Origin of the sequence: Erythrobacter sp. SCSIO 43205, from assembly GCF_019904235.1 — a bacterium.
GTDB lineage: Bacteria > Pseudomonadota > Alphaproteobacteria > Sphingomonadales > Sphingomonadaceae > Erythrobacter.
In genome coordinates, this window is the sequence record NZ_CP063202.1 from 937,726 (window position 1) to 952,234 (window position 14,509).

At 59.4% G+C, this 14,509-nt stretch carries 15 protein-coding genes and 1 pseudogene; all 16 read left to right on the top strand.

Annotated features, from left to right (window positions below):
- Positions 1 to 25 precede the first annotated feature (25 nt).
- The 16 genes and pseudogenes from traL to INR77_RS04440 all read left to right on the top strand — a co-directional run bounded on the left by traL (position 26) and on the right by INR77_RS04440 (position 14,507).
- Entirely contained in the window at positions 26 to 313 is a 288-nt protein-coding gene (traL, locus tag INR77_RS04365; protein WP_223072710.1) for a type IV conjugative transfer system protein TraL, read from the top strand.
- Between the two features lie 12 nt (positions 314 to 325).
- On the top strand, positions 326 to 892 hold the full coding sequence (locus tag INR77_RS04370) for a type IV conjugative transfer system protein TraE (RefSeq protein WP_223072711.1): 567 nt from the start codon (positions 326 to 328) through the stop codon (positions 890 to 892).
- Positions 889 to 1,644 (top strand): type-F conjugative transfer system secretin TraK, encoded by a 756-nt coding sequence (locus INR77_RS04375; RefSeq protein ID WP_223072712.1) that lies wholly within the window; start codon positions 889 to 891, stop codon positions 1,642 to 1,644. The genes INR77_RS04370 and INR77_RS04375 overlap by 4 nt, the downstream gene beginning before the upstream one ends.
- Positions 1,644 to 2,903 (top strand): TraB/VirB10 family protein, encoded by a 1,260-nt coding sequence (locus INR77_RS04380; protein WP_223072713.1) that lies wholly within the window; start codon positions 1,644 to 1,646, stop codon positions 2,901 to 2,903. The genes INR77_RS04375 and INR77_RS04380 overlap by 1 nt, the downstream gene beginning before the upstream one ends.
- Positions 2,900 to 3,763 carry a DsbC family protein gene (locus INR77_RS04385; RefSeq protein ID WP_223072714.1) on the top strand — a complete coding sequence of 288 codons (864 nt, stop codon included), beginning with the start codon at positions 2,900 to 2,902 and terminating at the stop codon, positions 3,761 to 3,763. Before INR77_RS04380 ends, INR77_RS04385 begins: the two co-directional genes overlap by 4 nt.
- Before the next feature lie 77 nt (positions 3,764 to 3,840).
- Entirely contained in the window at positions 3,841 to 4,323 is a 483-nt protein-coding gene (locus INR77_RS04390) for a hypothetical protein (RefSeq protein ID WP_255573932.1), read from the top strand.
- Entirely contained in the window at positions 4,320 to 6,872 is a 2,553-nt protein-coding gene (traC, locus tag INR77_RS04395; RefSeq protein WP_223072716.1) for a type IV secretion system protein TraC, read from the top strand. Before INR77_RS04390 ends, traC begins: the two co-directional genes overlap by 4 nt.
- Positions 6,869 to 7,273: a hypothetical protein gene (locus INR77_RS04400; protein ID WP_223072718.1), complete on the top strand. Its 405-nt coding sequence runs from the start codon at positions 6,869 to 6,871 to the stop codon at positions 7,271 to 7,273. Before traC ends, INR77_RS04400 begins: the two co-directional genes overlap by 4 nt.
- On the top strand, positions 7,266 to 7,646 hold the full coding sequence (locus INR77_RS04405) for a TrbI F-type domain-containing protein (RefSeq protein WP_223072719.1): 381 nt from the start codon (positions 7,266 to 7,268) through the stop codon (positions 7,644 to 7,646). The genes INR77_RS04400 and INR77_RS04405 overlap by 8 nt, the downstream gene beginning before the upstream one ends.
- Entirely contained in the window at positions 7,643 to 8,149 is a 507-nt protein-coding gene (locus INR77_RS04410) for a S26 family signal peptidase (protein ID WP_223072720.1), read from the top strand. Before INR77_RS04405 ends, INR77_RS04410 begins: the two co-directional genes overlap by 4 nt.
- The gene (gene traW / locus INR77_RS04415) at positions 8,146 to 8,781 is read left to right on the top strand and encodes a type-F conjugative transfer system protein TraW (protein WP_223072722.1); all 636 of its coding nucleotides are present in this window, start codon (positions 8,146 to 8,148) and stop codon (positions 8,779 to 8,781) included. Before INR77_RS04410 ends, traW begins: the two co-directional genes overlap by 4 nt.
- Positions 8,778 to 9,791, top strand: coding sequence for a conjugal transfer pilus assembly protein TraU (gene traU / locus INR77_RS04420; protein WP_223072723.1), 1,014 nt, complete (start codon positions 8,778 to 8,780; stop codon positions 9,789 to 9,791). Before traW ends, traU begins: the two co-directional genes overlap by 4 nt.
- Positions 9,788 to 10,543, top strand: a complete 756-nt coding sequence (trbC, locus tag INR77_RS04425; RefSeq protein WP_223072724.1) for a type-F conjugative transfer system pilin assembly protein TrbC — start codon at positions 9,788 to 9,790, stop codon at positions 10,541 to 10,543. The genes traU and trbC overlap by 4 nt, the downstream gene beginning before the upstream one ends.
- Positions 10,540 to 12,263: pseudogene (locus INR77_RS04430) on the top strand (conjugal transfer protein TraN). Before trbC ends, INR77_RS04430 begins: the two are co-directional and overlap by 4 nt.
- Positions 12,263 to 13,081, top strand: a complete 819-nt coding sequence (locus INR77_RS04435; RefSeq protein WP_223073410.1) for a conjugal transfer protein TraF — start codon at positions 12,263 to 12,265, stop codon at positions 13,079 to 13,081. The pseudogene INR77_RS04430 and the gene INR77_RS04435 overlap by 1 nt, the downstream one beginning before the upstream one ends.
- On the top strand, positions 13,071 to 14,507 hold the full coding sequence (locus INR77_RS04440) for a conjugal transfer protein TraH (protein WP_223072725.1): 1,437 nt from the start codon (positions 13,071 to 13,073) through the stop codon (positions 14,505 to 14,507). The genes INR77_RS04435 and INR77_RS04440 overlap by 11 nt, the downstream gene beginning before the upstream one ends.
- Positions 14,508 to 14,509 lie beyond the last annotated feature (2 nt).

Below are 14,509 nucleotides of genomic sequence, written 5' to 3' on the forward strand. Positions count from 1 at the left end.
GCGGACTCGACGACAGGAGGGCGGCATGGCCGACAAATACCTCGTGCCTCAGCGGCTCGATGATCCGGAGCTGATTGGCTTTTGGACGATTGATGAGTTTGCGGGACTTTTGATCCCGTTCGCCTGGGGCATTCTAGCGCAGCACATTCTCATCGGGACTGGCCTATCGGCCTTGACCTGGTTCGCCTTGCGGAAGGCGAAACGGTCCGGTGCAAGCTCGAAACTGGTGCACGCTGCCTATTGGTATTTGCCGGGGAGTTTCCTCGGTTTGAAAGCCACGCCGCCCTCCCATTGTCGCCTGCTGGCCGGCTGAGGGAGGAACCCTATGAAATCCGAATTCGCCTATGAGGAAGCGCAGCGCCATTTGAAGCAGCGCAACCGCTTTGCTGCGCTCGCTGGCGTCCTGGGTATCACCACCATGCTCGCGGTCGGCGCGGCAGCCACCCGCGATGAAGCCATAGTCCTCGTGCCGATCACAACGGAACGGGTCGAGCTCTCGAGCGGCGGGATCGATGCGCCTTATCTCGAGCTTGTCACCCGCGACACCGCGCTGATGCTGCTCAATCGCGCGCCGGAAAGCCTCGACTATTGGATGGAAAGCATACTCAAACTCGCTGATCCTTCATCGCGCGGACACCTTAAGGCTGAGCTAATCAAGATCGTCGATGAGCAACGCGGTTCTGACATCAGCCAGGCCTTTGTGATTGCGCAGATCCATGTCGATCCGGACGCGCTCACCTCAACGGTCAGTGGCACGCTCAAGACCTTTGTCGGCGCGCAAGTGATCGCCAGCCAGACCCGGAGCTTTGAATTCATCTGGCAGCGTCGCGGCCTCAGCCTTGGCCTTTCAGGCTTCCGCCAACTTCCAAGCAAAGAGGAGGAAAGCCAATGAGCTTTGCCACCCGATCCCTGCCAACAGGGCTTACGAGCGTGCTGCTCGCCACCGCGTCACTCATCCCAGCCTCACCTGCTCATGCTGACCAAATTGTCGAAGCCGCTGATGGCGCAAGCATTGACTGTGTGCTTGCACGCGGCGCGCTCACGCGGATTGCGCTTATCCAAGACGGCTTTGCCAATGTCTCCAAGATGGCGAGCGGATATCCCTATAATGATTTTGAAGTGACCCATGAGCCGGTGCGCGGTGACATCTATGTCTCGGTCCCGCTGCAATATGCGAGCGCCAAAGTCAGCTTCTTTGCGACCAGTTCCAAAGGCCATGTCTACAAGTTTGCCTGCACAGTCGACGGCGATGAGGCAAGCCAGCTTTTCGTGACCAATCCAGCGCTGGCGAACCCCGATACTAGCGAAGGCCCAAACCCGCCTTCATCCGAAGGCGAAGCCGCGATCCGCCTGATCGAAGCGATGGCAAGCGATGCGGTGCTGCCCGGTTTCCAGGCGCGCACGGCGCTCTCCCGTCCGCGCCGCACAGGCGGTCTCGAAGTGCAGCAGGTCGCGGAATATGAAGGCGCGGAGCTAACCGGTCAGGCCTTCACTCTGCGCAATCTTGGACCTGAGACACTTGACCTTACCAGCGAGCGCGACGCGCCTGCAGGCGCGCTCGCCTTTGCCTATGCTAGCGAAACGCTTGCTCCCGGCGAAAGCACACAGGCCTTCCTCGTCTTTGCCAAGGGAGGGCTCAAGTGATGGCACAGAGCAAAGCCAAATCGCCTGACAGCAAAAGATCAGGCCTCAACTCTGCGATCGCCAAACGGCAAAAACTGCTCCTTGCAGGGATCGGAGCGGCGGCGCTGATCGGCGGATCGATGTTCATCTTTAGCGGTGATGATGCCGGTGATGGTGCGAAAGGCGGCGCAACCACGATCGATACGGGCGGGCTGGTTAATCGCAATCTCTCCCAGCGTGAGTTTGTGGCGACCTATGGCAATCGGCTCGATGCGCAGGGCCGCGCGATCAAGGATCTGCAAGAAAGCCAGCTTCCCAAAAGCTCGATTGAGCAGGAACTTGAGACACTGCGCAGCGAAAACGCGCGTATGCTCAGCGATGGCCAGGCCGCGATCGATGCGATCTCGGCTGAGAACGCTGTGCTGCGTTCTGAACTCGAAAGCGCAACAGCCAATCCACCGATTGTGCCCGTTCAACCGATCACACCGGCTCAACCCATAAATGGTTCAAGCGCCTTGGAACCCGCACCGCTCACCGAGCCCAAACCCAGCCTGCTGAGCTTTGAAAGCGAGGCTGCCCACAAAGCTCCCACCAATGCTGGCGATGGGTCTCCACCCCTGCTTTTGGAAGCAAGCCGCGATTATCTACCGCCCAATAGCTATGCGCCTGCAACAGTTATCGTCGGCGTCGATGCTTCAACCGGAGTCACCAGCCAAAGCGATCCGCTTCCTGTTGTGCTGCGTATCACGGGTCCGGCGCGCTCGGTCCTCAAAGGTGATCGCCTGCTCACCACCGATTTGACCGGCTGCCTCGTCAATGGCGCGGCGCGCGGCGATCTCTCGGCTGAGAAAGTCTACGTCAAATTGGTGCGCATGACCTGCGCACAGCCTGGCGGTCGCTATGCTGTGAGCGAAGTGAAAGGCTTCATCGCCTTTGCGGGTAAATCAGGCGTGCGTGGCCGCGTTGTCAGCCGCGAAGGCAGTCTTGTCAGCCAAGCGCTGGTCGCTGGCATCGTCGGCGGGTTTGGAAGAGGCTTTTCTGCAAACGCCAATGGCATTTTTGCAGGCCGTGTCGGCGAGGATAGCCGGCGCAGCGCGCTTTCGCCCACCGACATTCTGGCAGGTGGATTGGGCCAAGGCGCTGGCGATGCCGCCGACACTGTCAGCCAATATCTCATCGAACGCGCCGAACAATATCAACCCGTCGTCGAGATGCCGACCGGTATCGAAGTCGAAATCGTCTTTCTCGACGGCGTCCATGTCAGGAGCCCCTCTCAATGAATTTTCATGATTTTCGTGCCCGTTGGATGACACGGGCCATCCATATCTCGATTGCAGCAGCAAGCGCTGCCGCCGTGCTCACCAGCGGTGTTGCGATGATGACTGCCATCCCGGCTCATGCCGCGATTGCGCGCGATGTCAGCCAGGCGCTCAAGCTGCGCTTGCCCAAGACACCGATCGATGCGCTCGATTGCAGGAGCTTTGCGCCCTGGTGCGAAGTCGTTTCGGGTGACACGCTGTTTTATATCGACGAGGCCGCGCGCTATCTCTTTGTCGGGCGGCTCTATGATCTGGAAGAACGCCGCGATGTGACGGCCACACGGCTGATCGAACTCAATCCTGATCTGCTGGCGGCAGGAGCGGCGCGCGCTGCTGGGCGCGCTGAAAGTGCAGCGCCAAACCGCTCTGCGAAAACCGCCAAAGCCAAGGTCGATACATCCAGCCTCCCCAAAGAGGGCGCCATTCATTGGGGCAATCCCAAAGGCGAAAAGCTGATCGTCTTTTCCGACTTTCAATGCGGCTATTGCCGCCAGCTGACCCAAGCGCTTGAAGGCACTGGCCTCGCCATCGAAGAGCGCCCGATCTCGATCTTCGGCGCTTCAAGCCGCCGCATGGCGCAAAGCGTGCTCTGCGCGCAAGATCCGGTCAAGGCGATGCATGCAGCCTATGCTGGCGAGACGAGCCCTGTCCCATCGACTTGCAATGTCAGCGATGCGCTTGATGCCAACGAGGCCTTTGCCAAAGCCAATGGCTTTTCCGGAACGCCGGTGATCGTGCGCGCCAGGGATGGCGCGGTGATCCATGGCTACCGCGATGCGCAGACGCTGATCCGCTTTGCCAATGGCGGAGCAGACCAATGAAGGCGCGGATCAAAAAACTAGCACCGTTAGCCATCCTGGGTCTCGCAGTAAGCGGCTGCGCAACCTTGGGTAGCAATGTGAGCGGCGATTTTGCCTGCCGCGCGCCAAGCGGAAGCTGCGCTCCTACCTCGGCGATTGATGATGCAGCAACAAAGGCAAGCCTGCCTCAAGAACCTGCCACAGTCATCAAAGCACAAAGGAGTGAGCGCAAGCTTCGCATTGTGATTGCTGCACGGCGCGATGCCAGCGGACGCGAGCATGAAGCGCGCATTGTCTTCGTGCCACTGCCCGAGCCATCGTATTCTGAATGGCGGGCGCCTCTGTCGACGGGGCAAGTGCTTCGTGCGCTTGGCCATGCCAGCCAAAACCAACCGCTAGAGGAGCCTGTCGCTCCCTCTTCCAATTTCACCCCGCAGCAGCTACCGGACCTTCTGGTTATCCCCTCCCAGAACTCTCCGGTGCTGTCCGGCGCGAAAGCGTCGGCCGCAGGGACACCCGGCCTTTCCCCCCCCCCAGGCCGGGTGTCCCAATCAACCACAGATGATGGAGAGATGCGATGACCTTCTCACTGGTTTCAGCGCGCGATGCGCTGCTCTCGGGCCTGTTCGGCGATGCCAAACAGGCCGATCACAAGGCAGCCCATTTCTCGCTCGATATGCTCTCGGACTGGCTACCCTACCGCGTATTTGATGAAAGCGCGGGGCTCTATCGCAACGCCCATTCCAAAGGCTTTGTGCTTGAAGTAACGCCGCTCATTGGTGCGGATGAACGCACAGGCGAGATCCTGGGACAGTTCTTCTCCGAAAGCCTTCCTCAAGGCGCCTGCCTGCAAGTTCTGAACTTTGCGAGCCCGCGTATTGGGTCAATTGTCGCGCCCTGGTTTGCTCCGCGCTATGAGCAAGGCGGGATCTATGAAGCGATCGCCAGAGCGCGCACGAACCGGCTCTACGATCTTGTCTGGCAATCGGGCTCTGAGCATGCACCTTTCCATGCCCGGCATACGCGCTTGGTTATCTCGCTTGGTGTGCCGGTCCCCAGCAATGTAAGCGATGCGGAGCTGAGCGAATGCCGCAAGGGCCTTATGGGGATGCTCAATTCTCTGGGCCTTTCTTCCAACCCGTTAGAGCCCGCAGGTCTTCTGGCGCTGATTGATGAGCTGACCTCACCCACGACAGCGCGCGAGCCAGAGGGCACGCATTGGAACCGCGAAGACACGCTCGATGCGCAAGCCATACGGCGCGACATCGAACTGGAAGTCGAAGACGACCGGCTGATCCTTCGTACCGAACGCTTCCGCGAGACGGGGCGCAATCGCGATGGCGTGCCGCAGATGGGTGAATGCTATCCCGACCGCTTTGATGTGCGCCATTATGGTGTGCGCTCGATGCCGGAACGCTGGGCGCCTTGGGAATGCGCGCGCCTTATCGGTGATATGTTTACCGATAAGCTGCGCTTTCCCTGTCCTGCCGCGACCATGATGTGCCTGCATTATCCCGATCAGGAAGCTGCTAGCGCCCGCGCAGGCTACAAGTTCATGCGCACGACCAGCCTTTCGGAAACCAAAAGCGCGCGCTTTCTTCCCAATCTTTCACAGCAATCTGCCGAATGGAAACATGTCCAGGCCGAGCTTCAAGCGGGCAAGAAACTGGTCAAACTCTTTTACGGCGTGACCACGATCTCGCCGCTTGGCGAAGGCGATGCGCATGAGCGCACGATCAAGGCGATCTACAAAGCCGCCGGATGGGATTTGGCCGATGAACGCTTCCTGCAATTGCAAGGATTGGTCGCGGCGTTCCCGCTGAGTCTTGCTGATGGCCTCGTGCACGACATGGCGCGCCTCAAGCGTTTTCGCACTATGCTGTCGACGACGGCTGCGAACATCGCACCGATGCAAGGCGAATATTTAGGAGGCGCAATCCCGCATCTGCTGCTGCTTGGACGGCGTGGGCAACCCTTCTTCTGGTCGCCTTTCGAGAACAGTGCAGGCAATCACAATATCGCGATTTGCGGCAAATCGGGGTCAGGCAAATCAGTGCTCCTTCAAGAGCTGTGCACCGCCTTACGCGGCGCGGGTGCCAAGGTTGTGGTAATCGATGATGGTCGCAGCTTTGAGCATTCGGTGAAGCTTCAAGGTGGGCGCTTTGTCGAGTTCACGCTGGCTTCGGGTTTCTCGCTCAATCCTTTCTCGATGGTCGATGATGCCCGCGCCGAGATCGACGAGGATTACAGGCTTGATTGCTTTGCGATGATCAAAGCGATCATTGGCCAAATGGCGCGGCCGAGCGCAGCCCCTTCGGATACCGAGCGCGGCCTCATCGACCGCGCGGTGACGCAGGTCTGGGAAGCGCTTGGCAGCGGCGGCGCGGTCGACGATATCGCGCATGCGCTTTATTCAAGTGAAAACGAGGCGGGCAAGGAACTCGCTACCGCGATCGCTCCCTTCTGCCGCGGTGGCAGCTATGCCGGGTTCTTTTCAGGCAAAGCGAGCTTTGCGCTGGAAGATGATTTCACCGTCTTCGAAATGAGCGATTTGGCTAGCCGAGAGGAGCTGAGAAGCGTCGTTCTCTCAGCCATTATGTTCATGACCGGTCAGGCGATGACGCGCAGCTCAAGGGCGACAAAGAAGTTGCTTCTCATCGATGAAGCCTGGGCCATGCTCAAAGGCGGCTCGATGGGCGAGTTTGTTGAGACCTATGCGCGCACGGCGCGCAAATATGGCGGCGCGCTCGCCACCGCAACCCAGTCCTTGAACGACTATTACAAGTCCGATGGCGCGCGCGCCGCGCTTGAAAACAGCGACTGGATGCTGGTTCTCCAACAGAAGCCGGAGACCATTGCGGATTTCCGCAAGGAAGCCCGGCTCGACATGGATGATCGCACCGAGACACTGATCCGAAGCCTCAAGCGCTCGGGGACCGAATATAGCGAGATCTATGTGAAGGGCCCGGAGACCGAGGCTGTCGGAAGATTGGTGCTCGACCCGCTTTCAGCGACCATCTTCTCCTCTGATCCCGACACATATGCTGCGATCCAGGCCCATGTCGAAAGCGGCATGCCGCTTGAACGCGCAGTGGCGCTGGTCGCAGGCTTGGAAGGAAAAAGCCAATGACCATCGAGACCCAGATGCTCGTCGATCGCTCACCTTCAGTCTTGATGAAGCGGGCAGGGCGCATTCGCCGATCGTTCCACTGGCAAGCGCTTTTTCAAGGCGGTTGCTTTGTCCTCATTGAATGCATGATCTTCGCGGCCAGCACCTTGCTGCTAGTGCTCGGACTGCCGCTCTTCCTTTTTCTGCTTCTTGCGGGCTGGGATCTGACCGCGCTGTTTGCGCAGCTCGGCAATCTGGCGGACCATTACCGAACCGCTGAGCCGATAGCGCGGTATCTCTTTGCATCGGATTTGCAGATGGCCTTCCTCATCTGCGTGGGCACGCTCGCTTTCATCCGGATGCCAACTTTCCTGCATCGCCTCGAACGCGGCCTCAAGAAAAGCGAGGTGTCCCATGGTTGAGGCGAACCCTACGCGCGCGCTGCTTTTCAAGGCGCTCGTAGTGACGGTTTTGATCGGCGCTTTGCTATGGGGCGCATGGATCACACGCGAGGTCGCACAGGCCCCGCCGAGCCAGCGCATTGTCACGGTCCGGCTTGCGGAGACAATCGGGAGCTTTGTCGAAGAGGCTGCGCACGCCGATGCAGAGCCCGCCGCAGTCCAAGCGGCAAGCCTTGCCTATCTCAAGGCCGCTGAAAGCGCGGTTGAAGATATGGGCCGCGATGGCCGCGTCATTCTGGTTGCCGAAGCCGTGCTCGCAGGCGCGGCTGAAGACGCGACGCCCGAACTTGAAGCGCGCATCGCAGAAAAACTCCAAACGGGAGAGCAGCCATGAGCCTGTCTCTTCGCTTCAAGCGCCCGCTGCTACTGACCGGCCTCATCCTCTTGCCGCTTGCCTGGGCACCGCTCGATGCTTTTGGCAAGAGCCACGCCTTTTTCATCAATGCGAGCCCCAGTCTTCCCAATTGGGCCTTCTGGCTCGACAAAAAGACACCGATTAAGCGCGGCAACCTGATCTTCTTCGAGCCGCCGAAGAGCGAGCTCGTCGAAAGCCACTTTGGCAAAGAACCGCAAATCTTCGGCAAGCGCGTGCTCGGCATGCCCGGTGATGTGGTGCGCCATGAGGGCAATCAAGTCTTCATCAACGACAAGCTGGTCGCATCGAGGCTGAAGAAAACACGCCTGGGCATTGCGCTCTCCCAAGGGCCGCAAGGCGTCGTCCCGGAAGGGTGTTTCTACGCCGGAACCGATCATCCGCGCGGGCTCGATAGTCGGTATGCCGAGATAGGCTTTGTCTGCTCCACGCAGATTATGGGCAGCGGGAGGGCGATCCTGTGACGCGCGCCGCACTCCCACTCATCGCGCTTTCCCTTGCCCTCCTGCCCGCACAGGCGCTGGCGCGCGACTATGGCCAACGCGGCGCGCTCTTTCCGATTGTCGAGCGAGACCTCCTCGAACAGATCCATTCGCGGCTTATCCATATGGAAAAGTCTGGTGAGACCACGCGCCTCAATCAGGAATTGAAACGCCGCACAGTCGCACGGGTCAACCGGCCCGATCCGGTTTCCGGCCTTGTCCGCGCGCACGAAAACCGCAGCTGGGCATTCGATCCGACCATTACGCTTGCTGCGGATATCCGCGGCGCCAAAGGTGAACTGATCCATGCCGCCGGAACGCGGGTCAATCCGCTCGACAGCGTCAAGCTGCGCGGCGACCTCCTGTTTATCGACGGCGACGATCCCTCGCAGATCGCCTGGGCGCTGAGACAGGACCCGCAGGCCAAGCTGATCCTCGTGAAAGGCGCCCCTCTCGAGCTGATGAAGGCCCGTCAGCGCCGCTTCTTTTTCGACCAGGGCGGCAAGCTCACGCATCAGTTCGGAATTCGGGCAACGCCCGCGCGGGTGCGCCAGAACGGGCGCGTCCTCGAAGTAAGCGAGATCGCGCTGCCGCTCCGAAAGGCCCGGCCATGAGCAGCATCCGTGCCTTCCTCATCCTCGTCACAGCGACACTCTCGCTCGCTCTCGCTTCCCCGGCATCAGCCGATGCCGGGCCGGGCAAATGCACCGGGCAGTTCGTCAACCCGATCACCGACATCTGCTGGTCGTGCCTGTTCCCGATCTCTGTCGGAGGGCTCGAAATCTGGCCGAGCAACCGGCCCGATCCCGACAATCCGGACCTACCGGTGTGCCTGTGCGGGCTTCGGCCCGGCATCGCGATGGGGTTCTGGGAGCCGGTCCGGCTCGCCGATGTCAGTATGAAGCCTTGGTGCTTCGTCAACCTCGGCGGGATGAAACTCGATCCCGGCTTCGATATCGGTTTCCGCTCGATCTCGGGACCCTCGGCAATTGGCGGCGCCAGCCAGTATTACTCAAGCTGGCATGTCCATTGGTACGCCTATCCGCTGATCTATTGGATGGAGATCGTCGCAGATTTTCTCTGCCTTGAGCCCGGTTCAATTGATATTCTCTACATCTCCGAGATCGATCCGCTGTGGCAGGACAGTGAACTCACCGCGATCATTAATCCTGAAGCGGTGCTCTTTGCCAATCCGTTGGCGCTCGCTGCTTGCGCTGCGGATTGCGCGGCATCGAGCGCCAATTTACCGCTCGATGAGATGTTCTGGTGCGCGGGCTGTCAGGGCTCGATGTATCCGATGAACGGTAATGTCTCGGCTTCGATCGGCCATGTTCAGGCGTCGCGGCTCGTGCTCTCGCGCTTTGCCTATAAGCTTCACCGCGAGCTCGTCTCTTGGGGCACGATGGGCTCCAAGGGGCTTTGCGGCAAATATCTGATGCCGGTGATGCGCAAGCAGCAATACCGCTTTCAGTCCACCAACCCCAATCCGGCGACCAAGGGCCGCTACGCCTGCCCGCCTATCGGGGCCTCGACCACCTTTCAATCTCCCGGACAGATGATCCCCGCCATCGGCGAAGACATGGGATATCTCGTCTGGCGCAAAAGGAATTGCTGCGCGCTATGAGAAACGCCTTTCCCCTTTTTGCCATCACCAGCCTTGCAATCGCGGCGAGCGTCGCTGTCGCTTCAGCCCAAGATGCCTCGCCACAGCTTGATCTTGCCGAAATCCGGGCACGCGCAAATGAGCATTCACAAGACGCCGAAGCGCTCGCCAATTCGGTAAGGACAAAAGCCGATGCTTTGGCGCACAATGCCAAGAAAACGCAGCAGGAGGCGATGGACAATCGCGCAGGCTATGCAGCCACCACGCAGGCAGCGATGGACGAAGGCCCGCTCGACTTCGATCGCATGATCCGCGCGCAAGCCGATGCGGAGGCGGCGAGCCTCACCGAGACACCTAAGTTCATCGCCTTTGCCTCGTTCGGCATGCCCGAAGCGTCGTTAAAGGCCTTGGTGCGCGACGTCACAAAGGCTGGCGGAGTCACGGTGCTGCGCGGCTTTCCGCAAGGCGACAGCAGGGCCTTTAAGCGGCGCCTAGCCGCGATTTGGAGCGATGGTGATGAAGCGGGCGCGCTCGGAATCGATCCGCGCCTTTTCCGCGCATTCCAGATCAAGGCTGCGCCCAGTTTCGTGATGGTCGCAAGCGATTTTGCGCCCTGCGATGGCTTTGATTGCACTGACACACTGCCACCTCATGACCGCGTTGCTGGCAATATCACTGTTGCAGAAGCGCTTGATATCTTTGCCAGAGGAGGCGGTCCCGGCGCTCGCCTCGCGCAGCTTCATCTTCACCGCTTGCAAGGAGAGCGCATGTGATCCGCCAACCATATATCAAGGATGTGCTCTTTGCACTGTGTTTACTGGCTGCGCCTGCCTCGGCCCAGCAGCAGGATGCAAGAAGCGATGGCAAAGCCTTTGGCGAGAGCCTGCGCGGTGAAGCACAAGCAGCAAGCCAAGCGGAGCCCAGCGACTCCAACTTGCCCAATTTTGATCGCCAAGCTGTGCGATCTCTTGAACGGCTCGCGGGGGTTCCCAAGCGGATTGAAGGTGCTGCCAGAGCTGCAGCGCGCAATCACCAGGGCCATCGCCTGGTGCGCGACAGCATGGCCAATCGTGCACGTTTTGAGAGTGATGATATTGAAGCGATTGTCGCCCGCAGCCTGGTGATCAATCAAGCTCCGCTTGATTACACCAGCGGGATGTCGATCTCCGGAAGTCAGGGGGAATGTATCCCGCTGCCGCCTGGCTCTGGGTCCGCTGGCACCTACACCGCGACCTGCAACACCGGCACGCGGATCGAGCAGTCTCAAGGGCAATGCTCTGTCCCACTTATCGCCAGCGTAATCCAGCATCAGCAATGGCACTATTTGTGCAATCAGACGGGGTTTGTTCCCAGCCTGCCTCTTTGTGCCGATTTTGATCAGACGAAGTGCCGGGTGACCGGCTATCGTCCCGGACCCTGCCTGCAATGGAGCGGGACGGGATATGGGCGCTTTTGCACCGAACCGGGCGAGCCGATTGCCGAGATATCCTGCGATGCGCCTGACTTGCGGTATTCGCCTTTTTCAATCACCACTCACAATTCGGTAGAGACGGCAATCGACGAAAGCCAATGCCGCCCCTTTGCCAAAGATTATGATTGCACGCTCGACGCGGAAGTCTGCACAGATGACAGTCCGCAAACCCGTATTATCGACGGGGTCGCTGTCACGCAGAGTTGCTGGGAATGGGAGCGCCAGTACAGCTGCACTTCGCGCGAAGAGACAAGCGATTGCTCGGACATTGAGAGCCAGGGTACCTGCCATTTCCAGCGCGAAGAATGCCTTACCGAAGAGTTTCCCTGCGCAACGTGGGAGCGGATATACGAATGCCCGCTGCCCGATACAGAGAACACCACGCAGTATGTCTGTGATGGCGATGTCTATTGCATCGACGGGAGCTGCGAGACGATTGAGCGTACACCCAATGATGAGTTCAAGGATGCAGTCACAGCGCTTAACGCGATGGATGAAGCGCGAGGGCAATTTGATCCCGATACGCTGACGCTTTTTCGCGGCACCAGAAACACCTGCTCATCCAAAGTCTTCGGCGTGCTGAAATGCTGCAAGGGTAAAGGCTTTCCGCTTATTCCGGGCATCAGCCTGCTGGTTGCGCTCGGCTGTGACCGCGAAGAAGTTCTGCTCCATGAACGCCGATGCACAGGGGCTTTGCGCTTATGTCGGGACCTATTGCTCAAAGAAGGTGCTTGGCGTGTGCGTTACAAAGCGCAAGGCCTATTGCTGTTTTGAAAGCAAGCTCTCGCGCATCTTGCAGGAACAGGGGCGTAAACAGCTCCCCAAACCCTGGGATGAGCCCAAGCAGGGAGAAGTGCGAAGGCTTCACCTTGGACGAGTTCGCGCTGCTTGATTTGAGCCAGATGGATTTCAGCGAAGTCTATGCCGAGTTTACCCAAGCGGCGCGCCTCCCCGATGAGCTTGAAACGAGCCTGCTCATCCAGCAAAAGATCGAAGACTATTATGCAAGGGGCGCCCAATGATGTGCAGAAAATCCGGGCTCGCTCTAATCCTTGTATCAGCAGTCCTCGGCGCGGCGCCAGCAAGCGCGCAGCGAGTTGAGAGCACCGAGAAAAAGACGGCTGCAGAAACGCTCTACTGTGAGGAGCGCAAGCTCGGCTATTGGTTCTATTGTTCCAGGCCGGCTTCCAAAAATGAGGCACGCCAAGGAGCCGCCGGAGAGCCTGAGAGCCTCCCTGCGACCCGGGAACTGGAAGCGATAACGAGCGAGCTGCGCGAGTTGAAGGCGCGCGCAATTCTCTATCCGACAAAAAGCAATGTCGCTGCCTATGTTCGTTTCCAGCGCGCGCAGCTCGATCGCGCCTCGCTCTTTTCTGATGTCTGGCAGCGCGCGATCTGGCAGGATCCGGACCTTGATTACACGCTGCAGCGCCCGGTTGGTGCACTCGCCAAGAAGCAATGGCAGGATGTACGGGCAGCTGAGCGCGACAGCGTGATGGCGCGCCTCTCTCAGCGCTATGGGCTGTTCTATTTCTTCAGCGCGACATGCGGCCCCTGCGAAGTCATGAGCCCGATTGTCAAAGGCGTGGCGGGCCGCTGGGGCATTACCGTGCGCGCGATTTCAACTGACGGCGGGCCTTCGCACCATTTCCCGGACTTTAAGATCGAGACCAATCAGCGCGCCAGGCTCGGTCTTGAAGGTAAGGCCACGCCGGCGCTCGTGCTGTGGGACAGCGTGACCAAGCGACCCATTCCGATCGGTTACGGCGTGCTGTCCGCCGACGAACTTCAGAACCGCATATACCTCCTCACCTCGAAGGAAGCCGGACATGATTACTAGCATCCGCAATGCAGCGCTCACCATTGCTGCAGCCAGCATGGTCGCAGCGCCTGTTGCCGCAAATGTCGGCGATAGCATGGACCGCTTTATGGATGATATGGGCGCGGCAGCAAACGTCACCGGCCCGACGGCCTTTGAAGGCCAGTCGGCGGGCTATTACAGTCTCGGCAATGTCTGGACGCGTTTTCCGCAAAAGACGACCAATATCGCCAATTTGCAATTGCCAAGAGCGCGCGCCGGATGCGGCGGGATCGACATCTTTGCTGGCTCCTTTTCCTTCATCAATGCAAGCGAGATGGTCGCGCTGATGAAGGCGGTTGCCAACAACGCAGTTGGCTTCGCTTTCAGCCTGGCGATCGACACCGTCTGCCCTGAATGCAACAAGATCATGCAGGAGTTTAGCCAGAAGGCTCAGCTCATGAACAATCTCTCGATCAATTCCTGCGAAATGGCGCAAGGGTTGGTCGGCGGTCTATGGCCCAAAGGCGATCTCGCCGACAAAGCAATCTGCGAAGCGATCGGCAATTCTGAAGGCATCTTCACCGATTATGCCGCAGCCAAACACGGCTGCGGCACGCGCGGCCAGCGCGCTTCAACCAATGAAAACGCTGGCACTGTCTATGCCGACGTCAATCCTGGCATCCCGCGAAACTACACCTGGCATATCTTGAAGAAGAGCGCCTTCTTCAACCCCGGTGGAACCTTCGACCGCGAGCTTGCCGAATACGCCATGACGCTCATTGGCACGGTGATTTATGTCCCGCCCAAGGACAATGAGGCAGGCAAGTTTGTGCCTTTTGCGGGCGATGCGTCTTCAACTCTGGTGAGCGCGCTGCTCGACGGGACACAGGGCCAGACCGTGCGCGTGTTCCGCTGCGACGAGACCGATCTCTGTCTCAATCCGAATTTCCAGCAGATGAGTCTGTCCAACGCCAAAGCGATCCGGCCACGTGTTGCCGGGCTCATCAGCAATATGGTTGATGCGATTAGGACTGACACAGCGATCGGCAATGCCGAGAAGGAGTTGCTGCAGGTCGCCTCGGTCCCCTTGTACAAAATCCTCACCGTCCAGGCCGCTTACGGGCGCGGCATGCCGACCGATGATCGCGATACGCTTGCCGAGATTGCAAGTGTTGATCTGCTCTATGCGATCCTTGACCGGATCGTGTCGGAAGCCGGGCGCTCAATGGCGAGCTTCATCGCCGCTGACGAAGCCAAGCTCGCGATCTGGCGAGGCCAAGTGGCCGAAGTGCGCAGCAGTCTCATTCAACGGCAAGCCACAGGCCAAGCCAAGGTCTCTGCGATCATGCAAATCATCGAGAAGACCGCGATGATCGAGAACGCGCTCGCCGCTTCGATGTCACCGTCCATGTCCGCCGCGCTCGACTGGTCGCGCGGTCTGCAATCGCGCTCGATCGTCCCTTGAGG

Coding starts and splice junctions, on each gene's coding strand:
- traL (WP_223072710.1), top strand. CDS start 26: ATGGCCGACAAATACCTCGTGCCTCAGCGGCTCGATGATCCGGAGCTG.
- INR77_RS04370 (WP_223072711.1), top strand. CDS start 326: ATGAAATCCGAATTCGCCTATGAGGAAGCGCAGCGCCATTTGAAGCAG.
- INR77_RS04375 (WP_223072712.1), top strand. CDS start 889: ATGAGCTTTGCCACCCGATCCCTGCCAACAGGGCTTACGAGCGTGCTG.
- INR77_RS04380 (WP_223072713.1), top strand. CDS start 1,644: ATGGCACAGAGCAAAGCCAAATCGCCTGACAGCAAAAGATCAGGCCTC.
- INR77_RS04385 (WP_223072714.1), top strand. CDS start 2,900: ATGAATTTTCATGATTTTCGTGCCCGTTGGATGACACGGGCCATCCAT.
- traC (WP_223072716.1), top strand. CDS start 4,320: ATGACCTTCTCACTGGTTTCAGCGCGCGATGCGCTGCTCTCGGGCCTG.
- INR77_RS04400 (WP_223072718.1), top strand. CDS start 6,869: ATGACCATCGAGACCCAGATGCTCGTCGATCGCTCACCTTCAGTCTTG.
- INR77_RS04405 (WP_223072719.1), top strand. CDS start 7,266: ATGGTTGAGGCGAACCCTACGCGCGCGCTGCTTTTCAAGGCGCTCGTA.
- INR77_RS04410 (WP_223072720.1), top strand. CDS start 7,643: ATGAGCCTGTCTCTTCGCTTCAAGCGCCCGCTGCTACTGACCGGCCTC.
- traU (WP_223072723.1), top strand. CDS start 8,778: ATGAGCAGCATCCGTGCCTTCCTCATCCTCGTCACAGCGACACTCTCG.
- trbC (WP_223072724.1), top strand. CDS start 9,788: ATGAGAAACGCCTTTCCCCTTTTTGCCATCACCAGCCTTGCAATCGCG.
- INR77_RS04435 (WP_223073410.1), top strand. CDS start 12,263: ATGTGCAGAAAATCCGGGCTCGCTCTAATCCTTGTATCAGCAGTCCTC.
- INR77_RS04440 (WP_223072725.1), top strand. CDS start 13,071: ATGATTACTAGCATCCGCAATGCAGCGCTCACCATTGCTGCAGCCAGC.